We start from the raw sequence: 21763 nt of genomic DNA, 5'->3' as shown, positions 1-21763 counted from the left end.
TCCTCAGTTCGCGACGTGTGCTTCGAGCGGTGTCGGCGGGCGCGTCGCATGACGTCGCTGGGCCGCGGCCAGGCTGCTTCCGAGGAGGACGTGGCCGATCATGATCGGGTAGATCACGGCGCGCTCGAGCATGCCGATGTTCCACATCCAGCCGGTGAACACGTCGGCCATGAAGAGGGGGAACGCGATCAGTCCGACGGTGCCGAGGGTGATGCTCGCGATCGACCGACTCCTCCCGAGGCCGATGCGGGCTCCGCCGGTTCCGACGGCGATCGCCATGATGTTGCCGGTGAGCATGACTCCCTGGGCGCCGAGGGTGTGGAAGGCGATCAGGCCGTTGTCGACGTTGGCGTTGGAGCCCTGGAAGATGCCGACGAGCGAGACCCCGACGCCGGCGAGGACGGCGAGGATCACGATGATGAGCGGGCGGGTGCCCTTGCGTGGGTCGAACACGAGGAACGCACCGACGATCAGAAGGATGCCGTAGATCACCCAACCGGTGTCCATGACGGCGCCGAGGGGGGAGTTGGCGACCTGTCCGAACGCGGTCTGTGGCGGGCCGGTCAGGCCGAGGTGGCTGACCCAGTTGTGGAAGGGCGAGTACGGCGGGTCCTGCCATGCGGCGGCGGTGATGAACTCGGCGAGCCAGGACACGAGCGGGCCGAGCAGGATGAAGAGGGCTCCGGCGCGGGCGGCCGCGCCGGAGCGGACGATGGGGTTCATGCGAGAGCCATGCCGGGGACGCGCTTGCGGATGGCTTCCATCTCGGCCTCGTCCGAGACGCCCTGCCAGTCATGCCGCGGCGTGTACGGGGCCTCCAGGGCGCGCACCTCGTCGTCGGTGAGGTCGATGTCGAGGGAGGCCACGGCTCGTCGATCTGCCGGATCGAGCCGGCACCGACCAGCGGCGCGGTGACGACCGGCTGGCGGCGCAGCCAGGCGAGCGCGACCTGTGCACGGCTGACGCCGTGAGCGTGCGCGGCGTCCCCCACCGCGTCGATGATCGCTTTGTTGGACGCCTCCTGCTCGGGCGAGTAGAGCAGGTCCGCGTACGCTCCGTCCGTCTCGGAGCGCGCCGTCGAGCGGGCGTCGTCCCATGGGCGGGCGAGGCGGCCGCGGGCCAGCGGCGACCAGATGATCGTGCCGACGCCCTCGTCCAGGCACAGCGGGATCATCTCGCGCTCCTCCTCACGGGCGAGGAGGTTGTAGTGGTCCTGCATCGACACGAATCGCGCCCAGCCGTTCTGCTTCTGCAGGTGCAGAGCCTTTGCGAACTCCCACGCGTGCATGGACGAGGCGCCGAGGTAGCGGACCTTGCCGGCCTTCACGAGGTCGCTCAGTGCCTCGAGTGTCTCCTCCCATGGGGTGGAGTGGTCGTTGCGGTGGATCTGGTAGAGGTCGATGTAGTCCGTACCGAGGCGGCGCAGGGAGTGGTCGACCTCGGTCATGATCGCCTTACGCGACAGACCCCGTCCGTTCGGCCCCAGCCGCATCGGATGGCGCAGCTTGGTGGCTATCACCACGGCGTCGCGGTCGGCGAAGTCCTTGAGCGCGCGGCCGAGGATCTCCTCGCTGGACCCGTGGGAATACATGTTCGCGGTGTCGAAGAAGTTGATCCCCGCCTCCAGCGCGTGCTTGATCAGCGGGCGTGCCTCCTCCTCGCCCTTCGACCAGACGGGGTGCCCATGGTCGGGCTCGCCGTAGGTCATCGCGCCGATCGCAATCGGTGACACGTCCATGCCAGAAGTGCCGAGCTTGATGTACTGCATGATGTCCCTCTAAACTAAGTGGAGAACTCTCCGAATAACGTAGTGGAGAGTTCTCCACTTAGCAAGGTGAGGTCCCGTGGTCCGCTCTGACGCCCGTGAGAACAGGGCTCGCATCCTCGCGGCCGCCCGCGAGGCGTTCGCCGAGGACGGCGGCGCGTCGATGAACCAGGTCGCCCAGCGCGCCGGTGTCGGCGCGGGCACCCTGTACCGCAATTTCCCCACCCGCGAAGCACTCGCTCTCGCCGTCTACCAGGACGAGGTCGCACGCATCCTCGGCACCGTGCCCGACCTGCTGGCCCGGATGCCCCCACTCGAAGCGCTCCGCCACTGGACGACCGACCTCGTCGAAGCGATGCGCAGGAAACACGGCCTCGGCGACGCGCTCAGCCCCAGCGCGCACCAGGCGATCAGCGAGCAGAGCTACGGGCCGGTCATCGCCGCGATCACCGCCTTCCTCGACGCCGGCAAGAAGGACGGGAGCATCCGTACGGACGCCGACCCCGGCGACTTCCTCCAGCTCACCGGCGCACTATGGCGTGCCGCCTCCAGCCCGGAAGACCGGGCTCCCCGCATGCTCGCGCTCATCCTCGACGGACTCCGCACCCAGCCGCAGCGCTGAGGCCGCGTGTCGGGACTGCGAGCAGTTCCTGCGACAGGGTCCACAGACGTCGGGCGTTGTCCGGGTCGACGGCGTACCGGGCGACGCCATGCAGGGTGCCGGAGCGGCGCTCAACGACCTCGGTCTCATTGCAGTCGACGAAGTAGCGGCCACCGACGCCTTCGAGGAGAGGCGATGTGGCGAGGAGGACGGAGGTCGCCGCGCCTTGTTCGACGGTTTTGATCAGGTGGGCGGGGACCCTTCCGCTGCCACGGCCACCGGTGTGCCGTTGCAGGTTGGTGTAAATGGCGCCCGGCATGAGGGCATTGGCGGTGATGTGGTCCGCGGCCCAACGGCGGGTGGCCTCGACCGCGAAGAGGACATTGGCGGTCTTCGACTGGCCGTAGGCGAGCCACGGGTCGTAGGGGCGGAAGGCGAAGTTGATGTCGTCCCAGACGACGGGTGACCGCTGATGACCGGTGGAACTCACCATGACGACGCGCGCGTTGCCGTCGGCGGCCAGCGCGTCGTGCAGTCCGGTGGTGAGGGCGAAGTGGCCCAGGTGGTTGGTGGCGAACTGCCATTCCCATCCCTGTTCGGTGTACTGCTCAGGGCAGGCCATGACGCCCGCGTTGTTCACCAGGACGTGCAGCGGGCCCCGCCAGGCGGCGGTGAAAGCGGTGACGGACGCGGAATCGGCCAGGTCAAGGTGTGCGACATGCACCTCGTGATTGCCGGTCGATGCGGTGATGTCCTTGGCGACGCGTTCACCCGCCGCCCTGTCCCGGACAGCGAGGGTGACTGCCGCGCCCGTGGCGGCCAGGGCCCGGGCCGTCTCGGCCCCGAGGCCGGAGGACGCTCCGGTGACCACCGCACGACGGCCGGTGAGATCGACGCCTTGCGCCACCTCGGCAGCCGTGCTGGAGAAACCGAAGGGGGTGGTGATGGAACCCATGAGTGAACTCCCGTCGGTGTGATGTGAGGCGTGTGCAACGGCGTGTCAGGGGGTGAGCATCCGGTCCTGTTCCACCGGGGGTGTGCCGCCGTACCAGTCCAGGGCTTTGCCGAAGCGGACGAGTTCGCCGTAGAGGGCGGGGTCGACGTGCTCTGCGAAGACCAGGTCGAGCAGAGCTTCGGCGGCCTGGGCCGGTGACTGCGCATGGCTGTAGTCGCTGAACCAGGGGCGCGAGGTGGCGGTGTCGACCATGCCGGGACACACGGCCGCGATCAGCGTGCCGTCGGCGAGATCGTTCTCGCGGCGTTCGGCGGCGACGGCACGGACGGCGGCGACCTGAGCCACCTTCGAGGGCACGTTCAACCAGAGGGGCCAGCCGGCCTCCTGCGCGGTCCGGTTGTGGATGGCGGCACGCCACGACTCGACGGCGTACTCGACCTGGTTCAGGCTCGCGCCGTCGAACAGGTGGTGCAGCCGGGCGTCGAGGTGGCCGAGGGTGCCCAGGCTGCTGGCCACGACGAGCAGTCGGCCGCCCGGGCGAAGGACCGGGGCGAAGGAGCGCAGGATCGTATGAGTGGCGGTGTTGGCGACGTCGATGAACTCATCCGCCCGCTCGGCCTGTGACTCCTCGGGCAGCAGACGGGCAACCGCATTGGAGACGACGACGTCGACCCCGCCGAACCGGGCCCGCACATCCTCGGCGAGGCAGGCGATGGCGTGGGTGTCGGTGACGTCCAGAACCTGGCCTTCGACGCGGGCACGCGTGCCAGGCAATCGGCTGACCTCGCAGGCGGCGTCTGCCACCCGCCGGCTGTCGCGGCCGGTGAGCAGGACGAGGTCGTCCGGACGCATGCGGGCCCCCAGTCCTTCGACGAGGGCGCGGCCGAGTCCCTGGTTGGCGCCCGTGACGAGGGCGATGCGCGAAGCGTTCATGCACGCCACGCTAGGAATGCGAATTCCATGAGTCCAACGAGGTTTTGGCACATCTGGTATGCGTAAACGTCATGGACTTCACGGACGTGTCGCTCACCGCCCTGCGGGTCTTCCGCGCCGTGACCGAGCAGGGAACCTTCACCGCGGCCGCCGCCTCGCTGGGCTACACCCAGTCGGCGGTGTCCCGGCAGATCGCCGCGATCGAGCGGGCTGCAGGTGCCGAGCTGCTGGAACGTCGGCGCGAGGGAGTACGACTCACCGCAGCCGGCCGCCTCGTCATGCGCCACGCGACGACCGTGCTCGACGAAATCGAAGCCACCGCCCGCGAGTTGTCCGGCCTGCCCGGGCAAGCCGGGACGGTCCGCCTGGGATGGTTCCCCAGCGCCGGAGCCGTCCTGCTCCCCCGGGCCCTGACCGCGCTCCACCGCACGGACCCCACCCTGCACGTCGTCGGCCGGGAGGGCAGCACCCCCGCGTTGATCCGCGCCCTGCGGGCCGGCAGCCTCGACCTGGCCCTGCTCGCGTCCGCACCGCCGTTCCGGCCGCCGGACACCCAGACGCCCCCGCTCGCCCTGCAAACCCTCACCGAACGGGCCCTTCGCCTCGCGGTGCCTGCCGCCCACGTGCTGGCCCGCGGCGACTTCGTCGACGTGGCCGACCTGCGCGGACAGCGCTGGATCGCAGGCTCCACCTCGGGCGAGGACCGGTTGATGGGCGTATGGCCAGGCCTGGACGAGCGGCCCGAAATCGCCCACACCGCACGTGACTGGCTGACCAAGCTCCACCTCGTCGCGGCCGGCTTCGGACTGACCACCGTGCCCGCCGCCCTCGCCCGGGCCGCACCACCGGGCGTACGCATCCTCCCCGTCCGCGGCGGACCCCAAGAACAGCGCCGACTGCTCCTGGCCCGTCTCCCCCACCCGCCCACAGAGTCCGTCACCCGCGTGGCAGCCGCCCTCCGCGCAGCAGCCCTCGACACCGACACACCCGCTCCCTCCTCGTCGCCGCCGTGACGACAGGACCGGCACCGAGACTTGGAGAGCCAGGTGAGTGAAGGTCTGCACGGCGGTGCCGGCTTGGCCACGATGTCGCGCCGGGTCGGATCGGCTCGGCCGGAGCGGAGAACACTGTCCATCGCTGCCGATCCGGTCGGCAAACACGCGACCTACCCGCTACACACCGCTGTGACCAGCAGGAAGAGGCCAGGCACAGCTTCTTTACTGGTCCGAGGAGAAGCGGACCGCGCCCGCAGGGATTCTCGCGTCGCACCAGATTCGGGCGCCGTCGGTGAGTTCGTTGTCGGGGCCGATGATGGCGCCGTCGCCGATGACGGTGCCGGTGAGGATGGAGCGTTCGCCTATGCGGGCGCGGGTGCCGATGAGGGAGTCGGTGATGACGGCGCCGGGTTCGATGACGGCGCCGGGGAGGATGGTCGTGCCTGAGACTCGGGCGCCTTCGGCGACGTATGCGCCCTCTCCGACCACCGTGCCGCCCGTGAGTTTCGCGTCCGGGGCGACCCTCGCTGTCGGCAGGATCAGGCGGTCGCCGCAGCGGCCGGGGATCGCGGGGGACGGGGCGCGGCCCAGGACCAGGTCCGCTGAGCCTCGTACGAACGCCGCGGGCGTGCCCAGGTCCAGCCAGTATGTTGAGTCCACCATGCCTTGGAGGTGGGCTCCCGCCGAGAGCAGGTCCGGGAACGTTTCGCGTTCTACCGAGACCGGGCGGCCCTGCGGGATCGTGTCGATCAGTGAGCGGCGGAAGACGTATGCCCCCGCGTTGATCTGGTCGGTGACGATCTCTTCCGGGGTTTGGGGCTTCTCCAGGAAGGCCAGGACCCGGCCCGTGTCGTCCGTGGGGACCAGGCCGTAGGCCCGGGGGTCCGTCACCTTCGTGAGGTGCAGGGAGACGTCCGCGCCCGTCGTGTCGTGGGTCTCCACCAGCGCCCTGATGTCCAGGCCCGTCAGGATGTCGCCGTTGAAGACCAGGACCGGGTCGTCGGGGGCGGAGTGCAGGCGGCTCGCCACGTTGCGGATCGCGCCACCCGTGCCGAGCGGTTCCTCCTCGGTGACGTACTCCAGATGAAGGCCGAGGGACGAGCCGTCACCGAAGTGCGGCTCGAAGACCTCGGCCAGGTAGGACGTCGCCAGCACTATGTGGTCGACGCCCGCCGCTCTCGCTCTCGCCAGCTGGTGCGTGAGGAAGGGCACGCCGGCCGCGCGGACCATGGGCTTGGGCGTGTGCACGGTGAGCGGACGCAGCCGGGTGCCCTTGCCGCCGACCAGGAGGATCGCTTCTGTCACCTGTCGTCTCTGCTTCCTGCCGAGGCCGGCCGATCTGTCGTTCGGCCGGCCAGTGTATGCAGACCTGTCCGGCACGCCTTCGCCGGCCGTGCGGCGTTCCGTCCCCTGTTCACAGACGTTTCATTCCTGCGCTTTGGTTCAGCCGTCCGGCGAAGCCCTGTGGTTCAGCTGCCCGGCTCTGCGGTTCACCGGCCCTGGTAGCGGGCCGCCGTGGCGCGGGCCGAGCCGAGCTTGCGGTAGAGCTGCCGTCCCGGGCATGCCGTGTCGAAGCCGTCCCGGTGGCCGGAGATCACGTTCAGTCGAACCTTCTTTCCCTTCCGGTAGAGATTCCCACCGCCCGACTTCAGATATGTCTTGCCGCGCGGATTCGCGCCGTACAGGCCGAGCTTCCAGGCCGTGAGCCGGGAGATCGCCTTCACCGCGTTCCCGGACGGCTTCTTGGACTCGAAGGTGCCGAGGACGGCGATCCCCATGCTGTTGGTGTTGAACCCGAGGGTGTGCGCGCCAAGCACGGGCTTCGCCACGCCCCCGGCCCGGCCCTCGTAGATGTTTCCGCACCTGTCGACGAGGAAGTTGTAGCCGACATCGCGCCAGCCCATGCTCTTGACGTGGTAGCGGTAGATACCGCGAATGACGGAGGGGGCCTGCTTGCACCAGTACCTGTTGCCGGTCCCGGTGTGGTGCACGAAGGCCACCTTCACCTTCTTCGTGTAGCCGACCTTCTTCTCCCGCAGCTTCTCGTTCGCGCCCCAGCCTCGCCGCGTGATGATGCGCGGACGTGGGCCGATGTAGGGCCTCGCCCGTTGCTGGCCCATCAGTTGCTGGCCCATCAGTTGCTGGTCGGCGTGGCGGTCGGTCTCCCGCACACCACCGCCCTCGCCTCCTGGATCCACTCCCGGATCCACCAGTTCCAGACGCATGTCCGGAGGCAGCGCCCCGCCCGGACGGTCCGCCGTGTCACCCCCCGTTGCCTCCGGCTCCGCGCTGACCCGTACCTCCACGCCGTCGGAATCCCCCACCCACAGCGGGGCCGTGGCCCCGTGGACGCGGCCCGAGGCTGCCTCGTCGGTGTCCGGGTCGGGGGCGTGCTCGTGGTTGTGCGTCTCGACGTCCTGCCAGTCGGACCAGGTGCCGGTGGCGGCGTCTCGGGTGCGGACCTGGACGCGGCCGTGGAGTTCGGTGTCCGGGTTGTCCCAGACGACGCCGACGAGGGAGAAGGGCCGTACGTCCCGGCGGGGCAGGCCCTGTTCGGCGGTGGGACCGACGGTGCGGTCGCCGTCGAGGGAGACGAGGGGCAGGGACTGGGTGCTGCCGGGGACGCCCGGCTCGGTGGCCCGGGCGACGGTCGTGGCCGCCTCCGCGCCGGGTGCCGGTCGCGCGGCCGCCGCGACTGCGGGCGGGGTCAGCGGGAGGGCGAGGGCGGCGGCGCAGGTGACGCCGATCGAGGAAGCAATGAGTCCACGCATGCTCCTGATGTTGGACATATGCATTCATATTTGTCCATTGGGGAATTGACGGACCGTTGGACGCCCTGGGCCGAACCGGTGGCGGCGGCGTGAACGGGCGTTGGCTGGGCACCCGCGTGCGCCATTACGCTTGCGCGGGTGAACGCCACCGATCGCACCCCTGCCGACCTGCTGCGTTCCGCGCTCGCCGCGGATCCCGGACGTCCCCTGGTCACCTTCTACGACGACGCCACCGGGGAACGCGTCGAATTGTCCGTGGCCACCTTCGCCAATTGGGTGGCCAAGACCGCGAATCTGCTGCAGGGCGAGCTGTCCGTGGAGCCCGGGGACCGGGTCGCCCTGCTGCTGCCCGTGCACTGGCAGACGGCGGTGTGGCTGCTGGCGTGTTCGTCGGTGGGCGCGATCGCGGACGCGGGCGGCGATCCGGCGCCGGCCGACGTGGTCGTCAGCGGGCCGGACTCGCTGGACGCGGCGCGGGCGTGTTCCGGAGCGCGGGTCGCACTGGCGCTGCGGCCGCTCGGCGGTCGCTTCCCGCTGCCGCCGGAGGGTTTTGTCGACTACGCCGTCGAGGTGCCGGGGCAGGGCGACCGGTTCGTGCCGTTCGCACCGGTCGACCCGGAGGAGCCCGCGTTGATCGTGGCCGGGCGGGAGTTCAGCGGGGCCGAGGTCGTCGAGCGGGCCCGGGACGAGGCGACGGGGCTGGGACTGACGGGGCCGACGTCGCGGATCCTGTCCGGGCTGCCGTACGACACCTGGGAGGGGCTCAACGCCGGGCTGTACGGGCCGCTGGCCACCGGCGGCTCCGTGGTGCTCTGCCGCCATCTGGGCGAGCTGGGCGAGGAAGCGCTGGCCAAGCGGATCGAGAGCGAGCGGGTCACGGCGACGGCGAGGTAGCGGGCCGCCACCGCAGGGGACAGGAACCGCCCACCCCAGGCCCCCTGTCCCCCATTCGGCCCAGCATCACCCACCCCCCGGCCCCCGCCCGGGTCATGGTCGTAACAGCAGCCGCACGACACGTTCGTACGCGTTCGTACGCCATGAGGGGTGGAACAGACGTGAGCGACACCGCAGTGGGGGCGTCGGCCACCGGGAGTGGGCTGATACGGCGGCGCCGGCGGCGCTGGATACGCGGTACCGCCCTCGGGCTCGGGGTGTTGACGCTGGCCGCCGGCGGGGGCGTATGGGCCGTCTATGTGAAGCTCGACGCGAACATCACGCCGGACGAGGCGGCCGCGGCCGAGCTCGCGCGGTACGAGAAGGAGCGGCCCACCGCCCTGGTGAAGGGCGCGATGAATCTGCTGCTCATCGGGTCCGACACCCGCGCCGGAGAGGGGAACCGGCGGTACGGGCAGGACTCCGGGACCGAGCGGTCCGACACGACCATCCTGCTGCATCTGTCCGCCGGGCGGCGCAGCGCCACCGCCGTCTCGCTCCCCCGCGATCTGATGGTCGACGTGCCCGCCTGTCTGCGGCGGGACGGCAGCCGGACCGAGCCGATGTTCGCGATGTTCAACCACGCCTTCCAGACCGGTGGTTCGGCCTGCACCATCCGAACCGTCGAGAAACTCACGGGTATTCGGATCAACCATCACATGGTCGTCGACTTCAATGGGTTCACGGAAATGGTCGACGCGGTCGACGGTGTGGAGATCTGTCTGAAGGAACCCATCCGCGACAAGGACGCCAAGCTGCGGCTGCCCGCCGGCAAGGTGACGCTCAACGGCGAGCAGGCGCTCGGGTACGTCCGCGCCCGCAAGACCCTCGGCGACGGCAGCGACACCGACCGCATGGACCGTCAACAGCGCTTTCTCGGCGCGCTGGTGAGCAAGGTGCGCAGCAATGACGTCCTGCTGAATCCGGTGAAGCTGTATCCCGTGCTGGACGCCGCGACGTCGTCGCTCACCACCGACCCGGGACTGGCAAGTCTGCGTAGTTTGTACGATCTCGCGCGCGGAGTACGCGACATCCCCACCGAACGTGTGCAATTCCTGACCGTTCCGCGGGAGTCGTATGTCTACAACGCCAATCGCGACCAGTTGGTGGAGCCCGAGGCGGAGAAACTGTTCGAGCGGCTGCGCACGGACGCGCCGGTCGCGGTCGCCGCGGAAGTTCCGCGGGATTCCACCGCAAAAGGCCGCGACGGCACGTACGACGATTACTCCTTGTATGGGCCGGACGACGGAAAGTCCGCCGCGCGGCGGCCCGATGAGCCCGTCGCCGCCGATTCGCCCGCGCCCACGTTCAGCGGGACCACCGCCGACGAGGACACCTGCGAATAAAGCGAACGCAAAGCAGGCCAACAGCTTTCAAAGAAATGGGCGGATTGCCCAGTTGTAGGGGCGTGGAATGGGTCACCGGCGTCGCTCCACGCCGATCCGTGCGGTTAGGGTGAGCGCTTCGGTGCGCTCGACCTGGGGTTTGCAGTCCCGGTCGGCGCACTGCTTGTACGAGACCCGAGCGCCGATGGGGGAGAAGGCGCCGCGCCCCGACGGAGGATTCGGACAACCGTGGACGCGCAAGGACGAGGGCGGCGGGACGACATCGATCCCGCGGACCAGTGGGTACTCAATCCGAACACTGGCGAATACGAACTGCGACTGACTCCTTCCGCACCGCAATCGACGGTCCCCCGTCCCCGCCGACCGGCCTCCGGCGCCGGAACTGGCCAGCCCCGAAGCCGTACGACGACCCCCGCTGTTCCGCCGCAGCGCAGGCGCCGTGGGGTGCCGCCCGAGGAGCCGCTGCCCGGTCGGCGCGGACGGCGGCCGGCGAAGCAGAAGAAGGCGAAGAAGGTCCTGCTGTGGACCGGTGGCACCATGGCGTTCGTGGTGCTGGCCGCCGCGGGTGCCGGATATCTCTACATCGAGCACCTCAACGACAACATCACCTCCGTCTCCGACGACGGCGCGAGCACCGGCGGCTTCAGCAAGGACAAGGCGATCAACATCCTGCTGATCGGCACCGACAAGCGCACCGGGGCGGGCAACGAGAGTTACGGCGACTCCGGCAGCGTCGGGCACGCCGACACCACGATCCTGCTGCACGTCTCCAAGGACCGGACGAACGCGACCGCGCTGAGCATCCCGCGTGACCTGATCGTCGACGTCCCGGACTGCCCGACGACGCAGGAGGACGGCACCCAGAAGACGATCCCGGGCACCGACGGCGTCCGCTTCAACACGAGCCTCGGCCAGGACGGCCGTACGCCCAGCTGCACTTCGCGGACCGTCACCGAGCTGACCGGGATCACGCCCGACAACTTCATGGTCGCCGACTTCAACGCGGTGAAGACGCTGACCTCCGCGGTCGGCGGCGTCGAGGTGTGTCTGGCCAAGGACATCGACGACCCGGACTCGAAGCTGCAGCTGTCGAAGGGCACGCACACGATCGAGGGCGAGGAGGCGCTCGCCTTCGTCCGCACCCGGCACTCGGTGGGCTTCGGCGGTGACCTGAGCCGGATCGGGCTGCAGCAGCAGTTCCTCAGCTCGCTGATGCGCAAGCTGAAGTCCAACGACACACTCACCAACCCGTCGAAGATGATCAAGCTGGCCGAGGCGGGCACCAAGGCGCTGACCGTCGACTCCCAGCTGAACAGCATCGGCAAGCTGAAGGACCTCGGTCTGGAGCTGGGCAAGCTCAACACCAAGAACCTGACCTTCACCACGGTGCCGGTGATCGACAACCCGGCCGAGAAGGTGAAGGCGACGGTCGTCGTCAACGACACGACGGCGCCCGAGGTCTTCGACATGATCAAGAACGATGTGTCGTTCACCGAGGTCAAGGCGCAGAAGAAGAAGGAAGCCGCCGCCGTCGCCGCCCGGTTGAAGGGCACCAAAGCCGATGCCTCCGAGGTGCGGGTGCGGATCCTCAACGGCGGCGCCGAGGCCGGCAGCGCGCAGGCGGAGCTGGAGTATCTGCAGAACGAGGCGGGCGTACTGAAGTCGGAGAACGCCGGGAACGCCGACGCCGACCTGGCGAAGACGACGCTCGAGTACGCCCCCGACCAGGCCGACCAGGCCCGCAGGCTCGCCGACATCATGGGGCTGTCCGGTTCCGCGCTGAAGCCGGGCGAGAGCGTGGAGAACGCCCAGGGCCTGCCCACGATGACCCTCACCCTCGGCAAGGACTTCAAGGGAGCCGGGGTGAAACTCAACTCCTCCTCGGGGTCGACGCCGGAGGGCGTGCAGAAATCCACGGCCGACAAGGTCGAATGCGCCAAATGAGGTGACCTGACGGGCCTGCTTTACGTCTCACAGGACGCAGAGCAGGCCCGTTTCACTGGCGCGAGGGTGGGAGACAGCGGATGACGCTCAGCGTTGAGCAGGAGGAGGGGACGCCACTCGGACACCGCCGGCGGCCCAAGCGCAAGCACCGGGTGCTGAGATGGTCCGCGACGACGCTGTCGGTTCTGATACTCGGGACGGCCGGCGCCGGATACCTCTACTACCAGCACCTGAACGACAACATCGTGAAGGGCGAGCGCGCCAGCGGCGACTCCAAGGTGGGCAAGGCCGCGCCGAACGCCGCCGGGCAGACCCCGCTGAACATCCTGCTGATCGGCTCCGACAGCCGTAACTCCGACGCGAACGTGGCGCTGGGCGGCAGCCGGGACAACCGCGGCAATCCGCCCCTCGGCGATGTGCAGATGCTCATCCACCTGTCCGCGGACCGCAAAAGCGCGGCCGTGGTGAGCATTCCCCGGGACACCCGGGTCGACATCCCCCAGTGCGAGGACCCCGACACCGGCAAGACGTTTCCGCCCACCAACACGATCATCAACGAGTCGCTGGCCCGTGGCGGAGCCGGCTGCACGCTGGCCACCTGGCAGAACCTCACCGGGGTCTACATCGACCACTGGATGACCATCGACTTCGCGGGCGTGGTGAGCATGGCGGACGCCATCGGCGGCGTCGAGGTGTGCGTGAAGCAGAACGTGTGGGACCGGCCGCTGCCGAATGTGCCCGGCGGCTCCGGTCTGAAGCTGACGGCCGGCCGCAAGAAGGTCGAGGGCAAGCAGGCGCTCCAGTGGCTGCGCACCCGGCACGCCTGGGGCAGCGACCCGCTGCGGGCGCGGGCCCAGCACATGTACCTGAACTCGATGCTCCGCACCCTCAAGCAGCAGAACGTCTTCAGCGACACCGGCCGGCTGATGGACCTGGCCGAGGCGGCCACGAAGTCCCTGAAGGTCTCCCAGGAGATCGGCACCGTCAAGCAGCTCTACGACCTGGGCACGCAGCTCAAGACGGTGCCCACCGACCGCATCACCATGACGACCCTGCCCACGGTCCCGGACACCCAGAACAGCGACCACCTGGTGCCGGACGGCGACGCCGCCGAGAAGATCTGGTCGATGCTCCGCGACGACGTGCCCTTCGACGACAAGGGCGCCAAGGCACAGGAGAAGAAGCCTGCGAGCAACGAGGAGACCGCCCCCGCCGTGGACAAGGCCGCGGTCGGCGTCCTGGTGCAGAACGCCACGCAGTCCGCCACCGCCGCCCCGGTCTCCGGTCGCGCCGGCGCGGTCGCCCAGGCCCTGGTGTCCAAGGGCTTCACCAAGGCCACGGCGGACACCTCGGCGACACTCTCCGAGGACCGGACGGTCGTGCGCTACCCGAGCGCCGAGTTGCGGGGCGACGCCCAGGCTGTCGCCAAGTCCCTGGGAATTCCCATGAGTTCGGTGAAGAAGTCGACCGACGTCTCCGGTGTCACGCTCGTCGTGGGCGGCGACTGGCGCACGGGCACCGCGTACCCGAAGCAGTCGGCGCCCAAGGCCGGGGATCTGCCGGGCAACTCCGACGAAATCAACGGCTCGGACACCAAGCAGTGCATGGACGTGTACGCGCCCTACCGCTGGTGATTCGAACGCGACGCGCTCTTCGTACGTACTGAAGGCTCAGGGGGGACTCGCACACCAGGACAGGGAACTCGCTTTCAGGGAAATGGGGTGGAATGACCGGTTGTAGGGTCGTGGAGTTTGTCACTGCACCGCTCGATGCCCAACTGGGCGGATAGTGTGAGCGATTCAGTGATCCCCGGCCACGAAATCTGTCCTGGGGGTCGAGCACTGTGTTGACCAACACCCGTGCGCTTTCCGGGGGGAGAGCGCCGCGTGGCCCTGACGGAGGTTTCGGACAACCGTGGACGCGCAAGGCCGTGGGCGGGGGGACGACATCGATCCCGCAGACCAGTGGGTACTCAATCCGAACACCGGTGAATACGAGCTGCGACTGAGCCCTTCCGCTCCGCAGTCGTCGGTTCCCCGGCCCCGCAGACCAGCGGCCGAGACAGGCACGGGTGCTCCCGGAAGCCGTACGTCCCCCAAGGCCCCCGGCCGCGACATCCCGCCGCAGCGGGGGCGCCGCGGGGTCCCGCCCGAGGAGCCGCTGCCCGGGCGGCGTGGGCGCCGGCCGGCGAAGCAGCAGCAGTCGAAGGCGAAGAAGGCCGTGCTGTGGACCGGCGGCACCATGGCGTTCGTCCTGGTCGCCGCCGCCGGTGCCGGATACCTCTACCTCAAGCACCTGGAAGGCAACGTCGCCACGACGGACGTCGGTGACGCGGGCGCCAGCAACTTCAGCAAGGACGAGGCCTTCAACATCCTCATCATCGGCACCGACAAGCGGACCGGTGAGGGCAACGAGAGCTACGGCGACTCCGGCAACGTCGGGCACGCCGACACCACGATCCTGCTGCACGTCTCCAAGGACCGCTCGAACGCGACCGCGCTGAGCATCCCCCGTGACCTGATCGTCGACATCCCGGACTGTCCGACGACGCAGGAGGACGGCACCGAGACGGTGATTCCGGGATCGCAAGGCGTCCGCTTCAACGCGAGCCTCGGCGAGAGCGGCCGGGACGCGGGCTGCACCATGCGCACCGTGAAGGCGGCCACCGGCATCCAGCCGAACCACTTCATGATGGCCGACTTCAACGCGGTGAAGACACTGACCACGGCCGTGGACGGCGTCGAGGTCTGTGTGGAGGACGCGGTCAACGACAAACAGTCGAAGCTGGTGCTGCCCGCCGGCGAGTCGAAGGTCGAGGGCGAGCAGGCTCTCGCCTTCCTCCGTACCCGCAAGAGCTTCGGCAACAGCGGCGACCTGGACCGGATCAAGGTGCAGCAGCAGTTCCTGGGCTCGCTGATGCGCAAGATGTCCTCCGGCAACACCCTCACCAACCCCGCCAAGCTGCTGAAGCTGGCCGAGGCCGCCACCAAGGCGCTGACCGTGGACGAGCCGATCGGCAACGTCAACACGCTCAAGGACATCGCCCTGGAGCTGAAGAAGGTGCCGACGAAGAACATCACCTTCACCACGGTCCCGGTGAAGGACAACCCCACCGAGGTGGTCAAGGCGACGGTCGTCGTCGACGAGACGAAGGCGCCCCAGGTCTTCGACATGATCACCAACGACATCTCGTTCACCGAGGTCAAGGCGCAGGAGAAGAAGGAGAAGGCCGAGGTCGCCGCCCGGCTGAAGGGCACCAAGGCCGACGCCTCCGAGGTGCGGGTGCGGATCCTCAACGGCGGGGCCGCCGCCGGCAGTGCGCAGGCGGAGCTGGCCTACCTGCAGACCGAGGCGGGCGTTACCAAGTCGGAAAACGCGGGCAACGCCGAGGCAACGCAGGCGAAAACCACCCTGGAGTACGCTCCCGACCAGGCGGACCAGGCGCGTCGGCTCGCCGAGATCATGGGCCTGTCCGGTTCGGCGATGAAGCCGGGCCAGAGCGTGGACAACGCCCAGGGTCTGCCGACGATGACACTGATCCTCGGCAAGGACTTCAAGGGCGCGGGCGTCAAGCTCAACTCCGCCTCGGCAGCGACGCCGGACGTGGACAAGTCCACCGCCGACAAGGTCCAGTGCGCCAGTTGAGGCCTTAGGGGCAACCTCAGGGGCCCGTCGTATGTCTTCCGGACAGACGGCGGGCCTCTGTGTGGCGCCGGTGGGCGCAGGCGCAAGGGGTGGGGAGGACGGGCGAGTTGACGCAGAACGGTGTGCGGGAGGCCGTACCGGTCGCCGAGGGGGCCGGCGAGCGGGACGACGCGGTGGGCCGCGGCCGGCACGGCACACGCCGGCCGGGGCAGGGACGGCGCGTGCTCCGCTGGTCGGCGATGACCCTGGCGGTCCTCATACTCGGCGTATCCGGCGCCGGATACCTCTACTACCGCCACCTGAACGGCAACATCAAGCAGGACGAGCTCAACCTGGGCGACAGCAAGGTCGCCGAGCCGACGCCGAACTCCGCGGGCCAGACCCCGCTGAACATCCTGCTCATCGGCTCCGACGCACGGGACACCGAGGAGAACCAGAAGCTCGGCGGCGCCCGGGAGACCTTCGGCGCGACCCCGCTGGCCGATGTGCAGATGCTGGTGCACCTGTCCGCCGACCGCACCAACATGTCGGTCGTCAGCATGCCGCGCGACACCCTCGTCCAGATCCCCAAGTGCACCGACCCTGACGACGGTGAGGTGTACGAGGCGAGCGACGGCCGGGTGATGACCAACCAGAGCCTCGGCCACGGCGGTCCCGGCTGCACGGTGGCCACCTGGCAGGAGCTCACCGGCATCCACATCGACCACTTCATGATGGTGGACTTCGCGGGCGTGGTGTCGATGGCGGACGCCATAGGCGGCGTCCCGGTCTGCGTGGACGCCAACATCTACTCCAAGGACAGCCAGGGCCACGGCTCAGGACTGAAGCTGGAGAAGGGCACACACCCGGTGCAGGGCGAGCAGGCCCTGCAGTGGCTGCGCACCCGCTACGGCTTCGAGGACGGCAGCGACCTCGCCCGCGCCAAGGCCCAGCACATGTACATGAACTCGATGGTCCGCGTGCTGCGGGAGAACGCCACCCTGAGCAACCCGAACAAGCTGCGCCGCCTCGCCGAGCGCGCCACCGCGGCCCTTACCGTCGACCCGGGCCTGGGCACCGTCAAGGCGCTCTACGACCTCAGCAACGAGCTGCGGAAGGTCGAGCCGAAGCGCATCACCATGACCACCATGCCGAACCGGTACGTGGGCGCCCGCGTGGAGCCCACGGAGGACGCCGAGCAGCTCTTCCGGCTGGTGCGCGAGGACATCGCGCTGGACGGCAAGGACGGGAAGAAGCCCGGGAAAGCCGCTGAGAAGGCGGCCGACGACCCCGCCGCCCCCGACTCCGAGATCGCGGTCCTGGTCCAGAACGGCACCGGGTCCGACACCCTCGCCCCGCAGAACGGACGCGCGAGCGACGTCGTCAACCTGCTTGTCGGCAAGGGCTTCGACGAGGCGATCGCCGACCCGGCCGGCGCCGGCAGCGAGGCCACGACACTCGTCCGCTACCCCAGCGCCGACCTGGAGGGCGACGCCCGCGCCGTCGCCAAGTCCCTGGGAATTCCGGCGAGTTCGGTCAAGCAGTCGACCGACGTCTCCGGTGTCACGCTCGTCGTGGGCGCGGACTGGCGCGAGGGTACGACCTACAAGGCGCCGAAGACCGACGACACCACCCCGGACTCGGCGGAGGCCCTCAACGGGGCGGACGACGAGGCGTGTATGCAGGTGAACCCGGCGTACACCTGGTGAAGAGCGCCGCTCAGCGCGCGTCGGCGTCCACGCGCACCGCGGGACGCCGGCTCGCGATCACCTTGCGGGCCAGCGACCGGGGGCTGGTCAGGAAGCCCCAGCCCCACGACATGTGCATGGTGGCGAGCGCGACGGGGATCTGCAGCCGTGCCTTCAGCGGCAGTCCCTTGCCCGCGGGGACGGAGCCGAGGACGATCGCCGCGAGATAGCCGCCGGGGACCACGAAGCCCCACGGCGTCACCAGCGCGCCCACGACCAGGCCCGCCGCGATGGCGCACACCGCGGTCGGCGGGGCGAGGTAGCGCAGGTTGATGGAGCCTTCGTGGTAGCGCGCGACGACGTGCCGCCAACGGCCGTAGTTCCGGTACTGCTTGGCGAGTTCGCGCATGCTCGGGCGCGGCCGGTACGACACCTTCAGCTCGGGCGAGAACCAGATCAGCCCGCCCGCCTCGCGGATCCGGAAGTTGAGCTCCCAGTCCTGGGCGCGGATGAACTCCTCGTTGTAGCCGCCCTGTTGCTCCAGCGCCTCGCGCCGGAAGACCCCGAGGTACACGGTCTCGGCCTGCTGCGCCTCACCGCCCGTGTGGAAGGCCGCGTTGCCCACGCCGATCTTCGACGTCATCGCGGCGGCGACCGCGTGCTCCCAGTCGTTCTCACCCTCGGCGTGCATGATGCCGCCGACGTTCTGCGCGCCGGTCTCCTCCAGGAGCCGTACGGCCGTGGCGATGTAGTTCGGCGAGAGCATGCCGTGCCCGTCGACGCGGACGACGATCGGATGGCGGGACGCCTTGATCGCGGCGTTCAGCGCGGCGGGCGTACGGCCGGTCGGGTTGGGGACGGTGTGCACACGAGGGTCCTCGGCGACCAGCGCGGCTGCGATCTCGTCCGTGCGGTCCGTGGACGGACCGAGGGCGATCACGACCTCCATCTCGCCGGCGTACTCCTGGGCGAGGATCGCTTGGACGGCTCCGCGCAGATGCCGCTCCTCGTTGAGGACGGGCATGATCACGGACACGGCGGGGAGCTGCACGTCGGGCTTGGCGTTCATAGGAGGCTCACGTTACCGCGAATGGGGGACAGCGATGCGCCCCGCCGGTGGCGGTGCCCCGGGCCACAGATCGTATGGGCCTACGGTGCTCACAAATCCCACACGCAGCCCACCGTACGGCCCTCGCGGAGGTGTCCTTCCTTGCCCACGCCGCCCACGCCGCCTCGGTCCAGAGCCCAGACGCCGCGCCGCCCCCAGCAGCCGACGTCCCGTGCGCCGCGGCCGCCCGTACGGCGGAACAAGCCGCGCTGGGCCATGCGGGTGGTGACCACGCTGTCCGTGGTGATCCTCGCCTCGGCCGGCATCGGGCACTCGGTGATCACCAGCCTCGACTCCGACATCGCCCGGGTCGACCCCTTCAAGGACATGAAGAACCGTCCGCAGGCCGGTGACGGCATGAATGTGCTGCTGGTCGGCACCGACAGCCGCGACAAGATCGGCGAGGCGGAGCGGCGCGAGTACCGGCTGGGCGGCGAGCCCTGCCACTGCACCGACACGATCATGATCGTGCACATCTCGGAGGACCGGGAGCGGGCGAGCGTGGTGAGCCTGCCGCGCGACTCGTACGCCGAGACTCCCCCGCATGTCGACCAGACCACCGGCAAGCGACACCATGGCCATCCCCTCAAGATCAACGCGGCGTACGCGGAGGGCGGGCCGCAGCTGACCGTGCGGACCGTGGAGCACATGACGCATGTGAAGATCGACCACTATCTGGAGGTCGACTTCACCAGCTTCATGAAGACCGTGGACGTCGTCGGCGGCGTGAAGATCTGCCTCGCCGAGCCCATGAAGGACACGTACACCGGACTCGACCTGCCGGCCGGCGCGCATCAGCTGAGGGGCGGTGAGGCGCTGCAGTTCGTCCGCTCCCGGCATGTCGACGGGGCCTCCGACCTCGGCCGGATGAAGCGGCAGCAGCAGTTCATGGCCGCGCTGATCGACCAGGCCACGTCGTCCGGGGTGCTGCTGAACCCGATCAAGTTCCGGGACGTGACGCGGGCGGTGCTCGGGTCCGTGCGGGCCGACAAGGGCTTCGGCACGGACGAGCTGCTGGACCTCGGGCGGGCGATGCGGAACTTCTCCCCCTCCTCGTCCGAGTTCACGACCGTGCCGATCGGCCAGATGGGATACGCCGTCAAGGACGTCGGTTCCACGCTGAAGTGGGACCCCGTCAAGGCGGACCGGATCTTCCGGGCCCTGCGCCAGGACAAGCCACTGGCCCTGCAGCGCCCGAAGAGCACGGCCGTCAGCGTCGAGGTGGCCCCGCAGCAGATCCGCGTCCAGGTGGAGAACGGCTCGCCCACCGCGGGGCTCGGCACGCGCGCGGACAAGCAGCTGGCGGCGACCGGGTTCCTGACCACCCGGCAACCGGTGACGGCGCGGGAAGCCGTGAAGCGGACGGTCGTCATCTTCGACCCCCACTGGGACCGCTCCGCGAAGACGCTGGCCGCCGCGCTGCCGGGGAGCGAGCTGCGGGCGGTCAAGGGGCAGGGCCCGATGCTGAAGGTGATCGTCGGGCCGGACTTCCGGGACGTGCGGAAGGTGCGGGCGGAGGATCCGGAGCAGACGGAGTCCGGGGTGGTACGGGGGGACGAGGTGAAGTGCGGCTGAGAGCCGGGCTCAGTCCTCGAAGTCCTCGGCCGCGCGCCGCTCCCGCGGCGCCATGGACGAGGGCCTGTCCGGTATGGCCGCGGTGTCGGATTGCGTGACGCTGGCCTGGTCTGTCATGGCCTCCACCTTATGCCGAGTCGACATGCGCGGACTTTGTGTCAGATTGGCAACAGCCGCGCCCTTATTTTCCGACGAACCTTGTAAGGGACACGGCCGTGCCCTGCACACTGGGGCCCATGAACGATTGGCCCGAGGCATGGTCCGACGACAACCGCGGCGGCCGGTACGGACGCGGCAGCGCGAGCGCACAGCCCGAGGGCGCGCGCGTGATGCGGCAGGTCCGCCGCGGCCCGGCGGCGGCACCGCCCGGGCAGAGCGCGTACGGCGGCGGGGTCCCGCAGCAGCAGTCGTACGTCAACGGCGGCTACGACGACCCGTACGACAACGGCTACAACACAGGCCAGGTCTACGGCACCCCCGGCGGCGGGGGGCCGGGCGGCCCTGACGACCCGTACGATCCGCGGCCCCGGCCGAACTGGGGCCGGCGCATCAAGTGGACGGCGATCACGCTGGTGACACTGCTGATCGTGGTGTCCATAGGCACGTACTTCTGGGCCGACTCGAAGCTCAACCGCGATGTCGACCTGTCGAAGGTGATCGACCGGCCCGAGGCGGGCGCGGGCACGAACTATCTGATCGTCGGCTCCGACAGCCGTGAGGGCTTGTCGGACGAGGAGAAGAAAAAGCTGCGCACCGGGTCCGCCGAGGGCAAGCGCACGGACTCGATGATGATCCTGCACACCGGCGACAACGGCCCGACGCTGATCTCCCTGCCGCGTGACTCGGACGTGGAGATCCCGACCTTCGTCGGCTCCGAGTCCGGCAAGACGTTCCAGGGCACGGGCCGGCACGTGAAGCTGAACGCGGCCTACGCGGAGGACGGTCCCGAACTGCTCGTACGGACCGTGGAGTTCAACACGGGCCTGCACATCGACCACTACGTCGAGATCGGCTTCGCGGGCTTCGCGAACATCGTGGACTCGGTGGGCGGCGTGGAGATCGAGATCCCCAAGGGCGGGATGAAGGACACCAAGTCCGGCGCGAACTTCGAGGCGGGCCCGCAGACCCTGAACGGCGAGCAGGCCCTGGCCTTCGTCCGCACCCGGTACGCGCTCGCGGGCAGCGACCTGGACCGTACGAAGAACCAGCAGAAGTTCCTCGCGGCCCTGGCCAACCAGACCGCGACGCCGAGCACGATCCTCAACCCCTTCAAGCTCTACCCGACGATGGGCGCGGGCCTCGACACCCTCGTCGTCGACAAGGACATGAGCCTGTTCGACCTGGCCGACATGTTCTGGGCGATGAAGGGCGTCACCGGCGGCGGTGAGGGCAAGTCCATGAACATGCCGATCTCCGGCTCCTCCGGCGGCAACCTCGTCTGGGACGAGGCCAAGGTCAAGACGCTGGTCAGCCAGCTGAAGAACGACGAGAAGGTCACCGTCTCGGGCAACTGACGGGCACGGCG

Annotated in this window: 17 protein-coding genes and 1 pseudogene; 10 read left to right on the top strand and 8 right to left on the bottom strand. The window is 69.3% G+C overall.

What is annotated here, in order from left to right; genetic code table 11:
- Positions 1–3: 3 nt before the first annotated feature.
- A complete protein-coding gene (locus AB0I98_RS23370) occupies positions 4–723 on the bottom strand; it encodes a DUF998 domain-containing protein (RefSeq protein WP_362944678.1) in 720 nt (239 codons plus the stop codon).
- Positions 720–1768 (bottom strand): annotated as a pseudogene (locus AB0I98_RS23365) (aldo/keto reductase). The gene AB0I98_RS23370 and the pseudogene AB0I98_RS23365 overlap by 4 nt, the downstream one beginning before the upstream one ends.
- A 76-nt stretch (positions 1769–1844) precedes the next feature.
- Here AB0I98_RS23365 and AB0I98_RS23360 point away from each other — a divergent pair.
- On the top strand, positions 1845–2387 hold the full coding sequence (locus AB0I98_RS23360; protein WP_362944676.1) for a helix-turn-helix domain-containing protein: 543 nt from the start codon (positions 1845–1847) through the stop codon (positions 2385–2387).
- Here the strand turns inward: AB0I98_RS23360 and AB0I98_RS23355 are convergent.
- The gene (locus AB0I98_RS23355; RefSeq protein ID WP_362944675.1) at positions 2350–3321 is read right to left on the bottom strand and encodes an SDR family NAD(P)-dependent oxidoreductase; all 972 of its coding nucleotides are present in this window, start codon (positions 3319–3321) and stop codon (positions 2350–2352) included. The genes AB0I98_RS23360 and AB0I98_RS23355 overlap by 38 nt on opposite strands.
- 45 nt (positions 3322–3366) lie before the next feature.
- A complete protein-coding gene (locus AB0I98_RS23350) occupies positions 3367–4254 on the bottom strand; it encodes an SDR family NAD(P)-dependent oxidoreductase (protein ID WP_362944673.1) in 888 nt (295 codons plus the stop codon).
- 71 nt (positions 4255–4325) lie between these two features.
- Here AB0I98_RS23350 and AB0I98_RS23345 point away from each other — a divergent pair, with 71 nt between their 5' ends.
- Entirely contained in the window at positions 4326–5267 is a 942-nt protein-coding gene (locus AB0I98_RS23345; protein ID WP_362944671.1) for a LysR family transcriptional regulator, read from the top strand.
- Positions 5268–5471: 204 nt separating this feature from the next.
- Here AB0I98_RS23345 and AB0I98_RS23340 read toward each other — a convergent pair whose 3' ends face one another.
- Positions 5472–6554 carry an NDP-sugar synthase gene (locus tag AB0I98_RS23340; RefSeq protein ID WP_362944669.1) on the bottom strand — a complete coding sequence of 361 codons (1083 nt, stop codon included), beginning with the start codon at positions 6552–6554 and terminating at the stop codon, positions 5472–5474.
- 185 nt (positions 6555–6739) lie between these two features.
- A complete protein-coding gene (locus AB0I98_RS23335; RefSeq protein ID WP_362944667.1) occupies positions 6740–8020 on the bottom strand; it encodes a peptidoglycan recognition protein in 1281 nt (426 codons plus the stop codon).
- Between the two features lie 138 nt (positions 8021–8158).
- Here AB0I98_RS23335 and AB0I98_RS23330 point away from each other — a divergent pair, with 138 nt between their 5' ends.
- From AB0I98_RS23330 to AB0I98_RS23305, 6 genes are all read left to right on the top strand, one after another.
- Positions 8159–8914 (top strand): TIGR03089 family protein, encoded by a 756-nt coding sequence (locus AB0I98_RS23330; RefSeq protein WP_362944665.1) that lies wholly within the window; start codon positions 8159–8161, stop codon positions 8912–8914.
- 143 nt (positions 8915–9057) lie between these two features.
- A complete protein-coding gene (locus AB0I98_RS23325; RefSeq protein ID WP_362944663.1) occupies positions 9058–10299 on the top strand; it encodes an LCP family protein in 1242 nt (413 codons plus the stop codon).
- A 228-nt stretch (positions 10300–10527) separates the two neighbouring features.
- Positions 10528–12243: an LCP family protein gene (locus AB0I98_RS23320; RefSeq protein ID WP_362944661.1), complete on the top strand. Its 1716-nt coding sequence runs from the start codon at positions 10528–10530 to the stop codon at positions 12241–12243.
- An 80-nt stretch (positions 12244–12323) separates the two neighbouring features.
- Entirely contained in the window at positions 12324–13877 is a 1554-nt protein-coding gene (locus AB0I98_RS23315) for an LCP family protein (RefSeq protein WP_362944659.1), read from the top strand.
- A gap of 280 nt (positions 13878–14157) precedes the next feature.
- A complete protein-coding gene (locus AB0I98_RS23310) occupies positions 14158–15888 on the top strand; it encodes an LCP family protein (protein WP_362944657.1) in 1731 nt (576 codons plus the stop codon).
- Between the two features lie 173 nt (positions 15889–16061).
- Complete coding sequence (locus tag AB0I98_RS23305) at positions 16062–17576, top strand: LCP family protein (RefSeq protein WP_362944720.1); 1515 nt, start codon at positions 16062–16064, stop codon at positions 17574–17576.
- Positions 17577–17586: 10 nt separating this feature from the next.
- Here the strand turns inward: AB0I98_RS23305 and AB0I98_RS23300 are convergent, their stop codons facing one another.
- Both AB0I98_RS23300 and AB0I98_RS23295 read right to left on the bottom strand, forming a co-directional pair.
- Entirely contained in the window at positions 17587–18624 is a 1038-nt protein-coding gene (locus tag AB0I98_RS23300) for a glycosyltransferase family 2 protein (protein ID WP_362944655.1), read from the bottom strand.
- An 89-nt stretch (positions 18625–18713) separates the two neighbouring features.
- On the bottom strand, positions 18714–18896 hold the full coding sequence (locus AB0I98_RS23295; RefSeq protein WP_362944722.1) for a hypothetical protein: 183 nt from the start codon (positions 18894–18896) through the stop codon (positions 18714–18716).
- Here AB0I98_RS23295 and AB0I98_RS23290 point away from each other — a divergent pair.
- Together AB0I98_RS23290 and AB0I98_RS23285 are read left to right on the top strand one after the other, a co-directional pair.
- A complete protein-coding gene (locus AB0I98_RS23290) occupies positions 18880–20238 on the top strand; it encodes an LCP family protein (RefSeq protein ID WP_362944718.1) in 1359 nt (452 codons plus the stop codon). The genes AB0I98_RS23295 and AB0I98_RS23290 overlap by 17 nt on opposite strands.
- 236 nt (positions 20239–20474) lie before the next feature.
- Positions 20475–21752 (top strand): LCP family protein, encoded by a 1278-nt coding sequence (locus AB0I98_RS23285; RefSeq protein ID WP_362944653.1) that lies wholly within the window; start codon positions 20475–20477, stop codon positions 21750–21752.
- Positions 21753–21763 lie beyond the last annotated feature (11 nt).

The organism is Streptomyces sp. NPDC050211 (assembly GCF_040656035.1).
Classification (GTDB): domain Bacteria; phylum Actinomycetota; class Actinomycetes; order Streptomycetales; family Streptomycetaceae; genus Streptomyces.
Note: the sequence above shows the minus strand (reverse complement) of the source record. Positions and strands in the feature narration are given on the sequence as shown.

Bases quoted from the DNA above. Each gene is read 5' to 3' on its own strand.
- AB0I98_RS23370 (WP_362944678.1), bottom strand. From the start codon at position 723: ATGAACCCCATCGTCCGCTCCGGCGCGGCCGCCCGCGCCGGAGCCCTC.
- AB0I98_RS23355 (WP_362944675.1), bottom strand. From the start codon at position 3,321: ATGGGTTCCATCACCACCCCCTTCGGTTTCTCCAGCACGGCTGCCGAG.
- AB0I98_RS23350 (WP_362944673.1), bottom strand. From the start codon at position 4,254: ATGAACGCTTCGCGCATCGCCCTCGTCACGGGCGCCAACCAGGGACTC.
- AB0I98_RS23345 (WP_362944671.1), top strand. From the start codon at position 4,326: ATGGACTTCACGGACGTGTCGCTCACCGCCCTGCGGGTCTTCCGCGCC.
- AB0I98_RS23335 (WP_362944667.1), bottom strand. From the start codon at position 8,020: ATGCGTGGACTCATTGCTTCCTCGATCGGCGTCACCTGCGCCGCCGCC.
- AB0I98_RS23325 (WP_362944663.1), top strand. From the start codon at position 9,058: ATGAGGGGTGGAACAGACGTGAGCGACACCGCAGTGGGGGCGTCGGCC.
- AB0I98_RS23315 (WP_362944659.1), top strand. From the start codon at position 12,324: ATGACGCTCAGCGTTGAGCAGGAGGAGGGGACGCCACTCGGACACCGC.
- AB0I98_RS23300 (WP_362944655.1), bottom strand. From the start codon at position 18,624: ATGAACGCCAAGCCCGACGTGCAGCTCCCCGCCGTGTCCGTGATCATG.
- AB0I98_RS23290 (WP_362944718.1), top strand. From the start codon at position 18,880: ATGCGGGTGGTGACCACGCTGTCCGTGGTGATCCTCGCCTCGGCCGGC.
- AB0I98_RS23285 (WP_362944653.1), top strand. From the start codon at position 20,475: ATGAACGATTGGCCCGAGGCATGGTCCGACGACAACCGCGGCGGCCGG.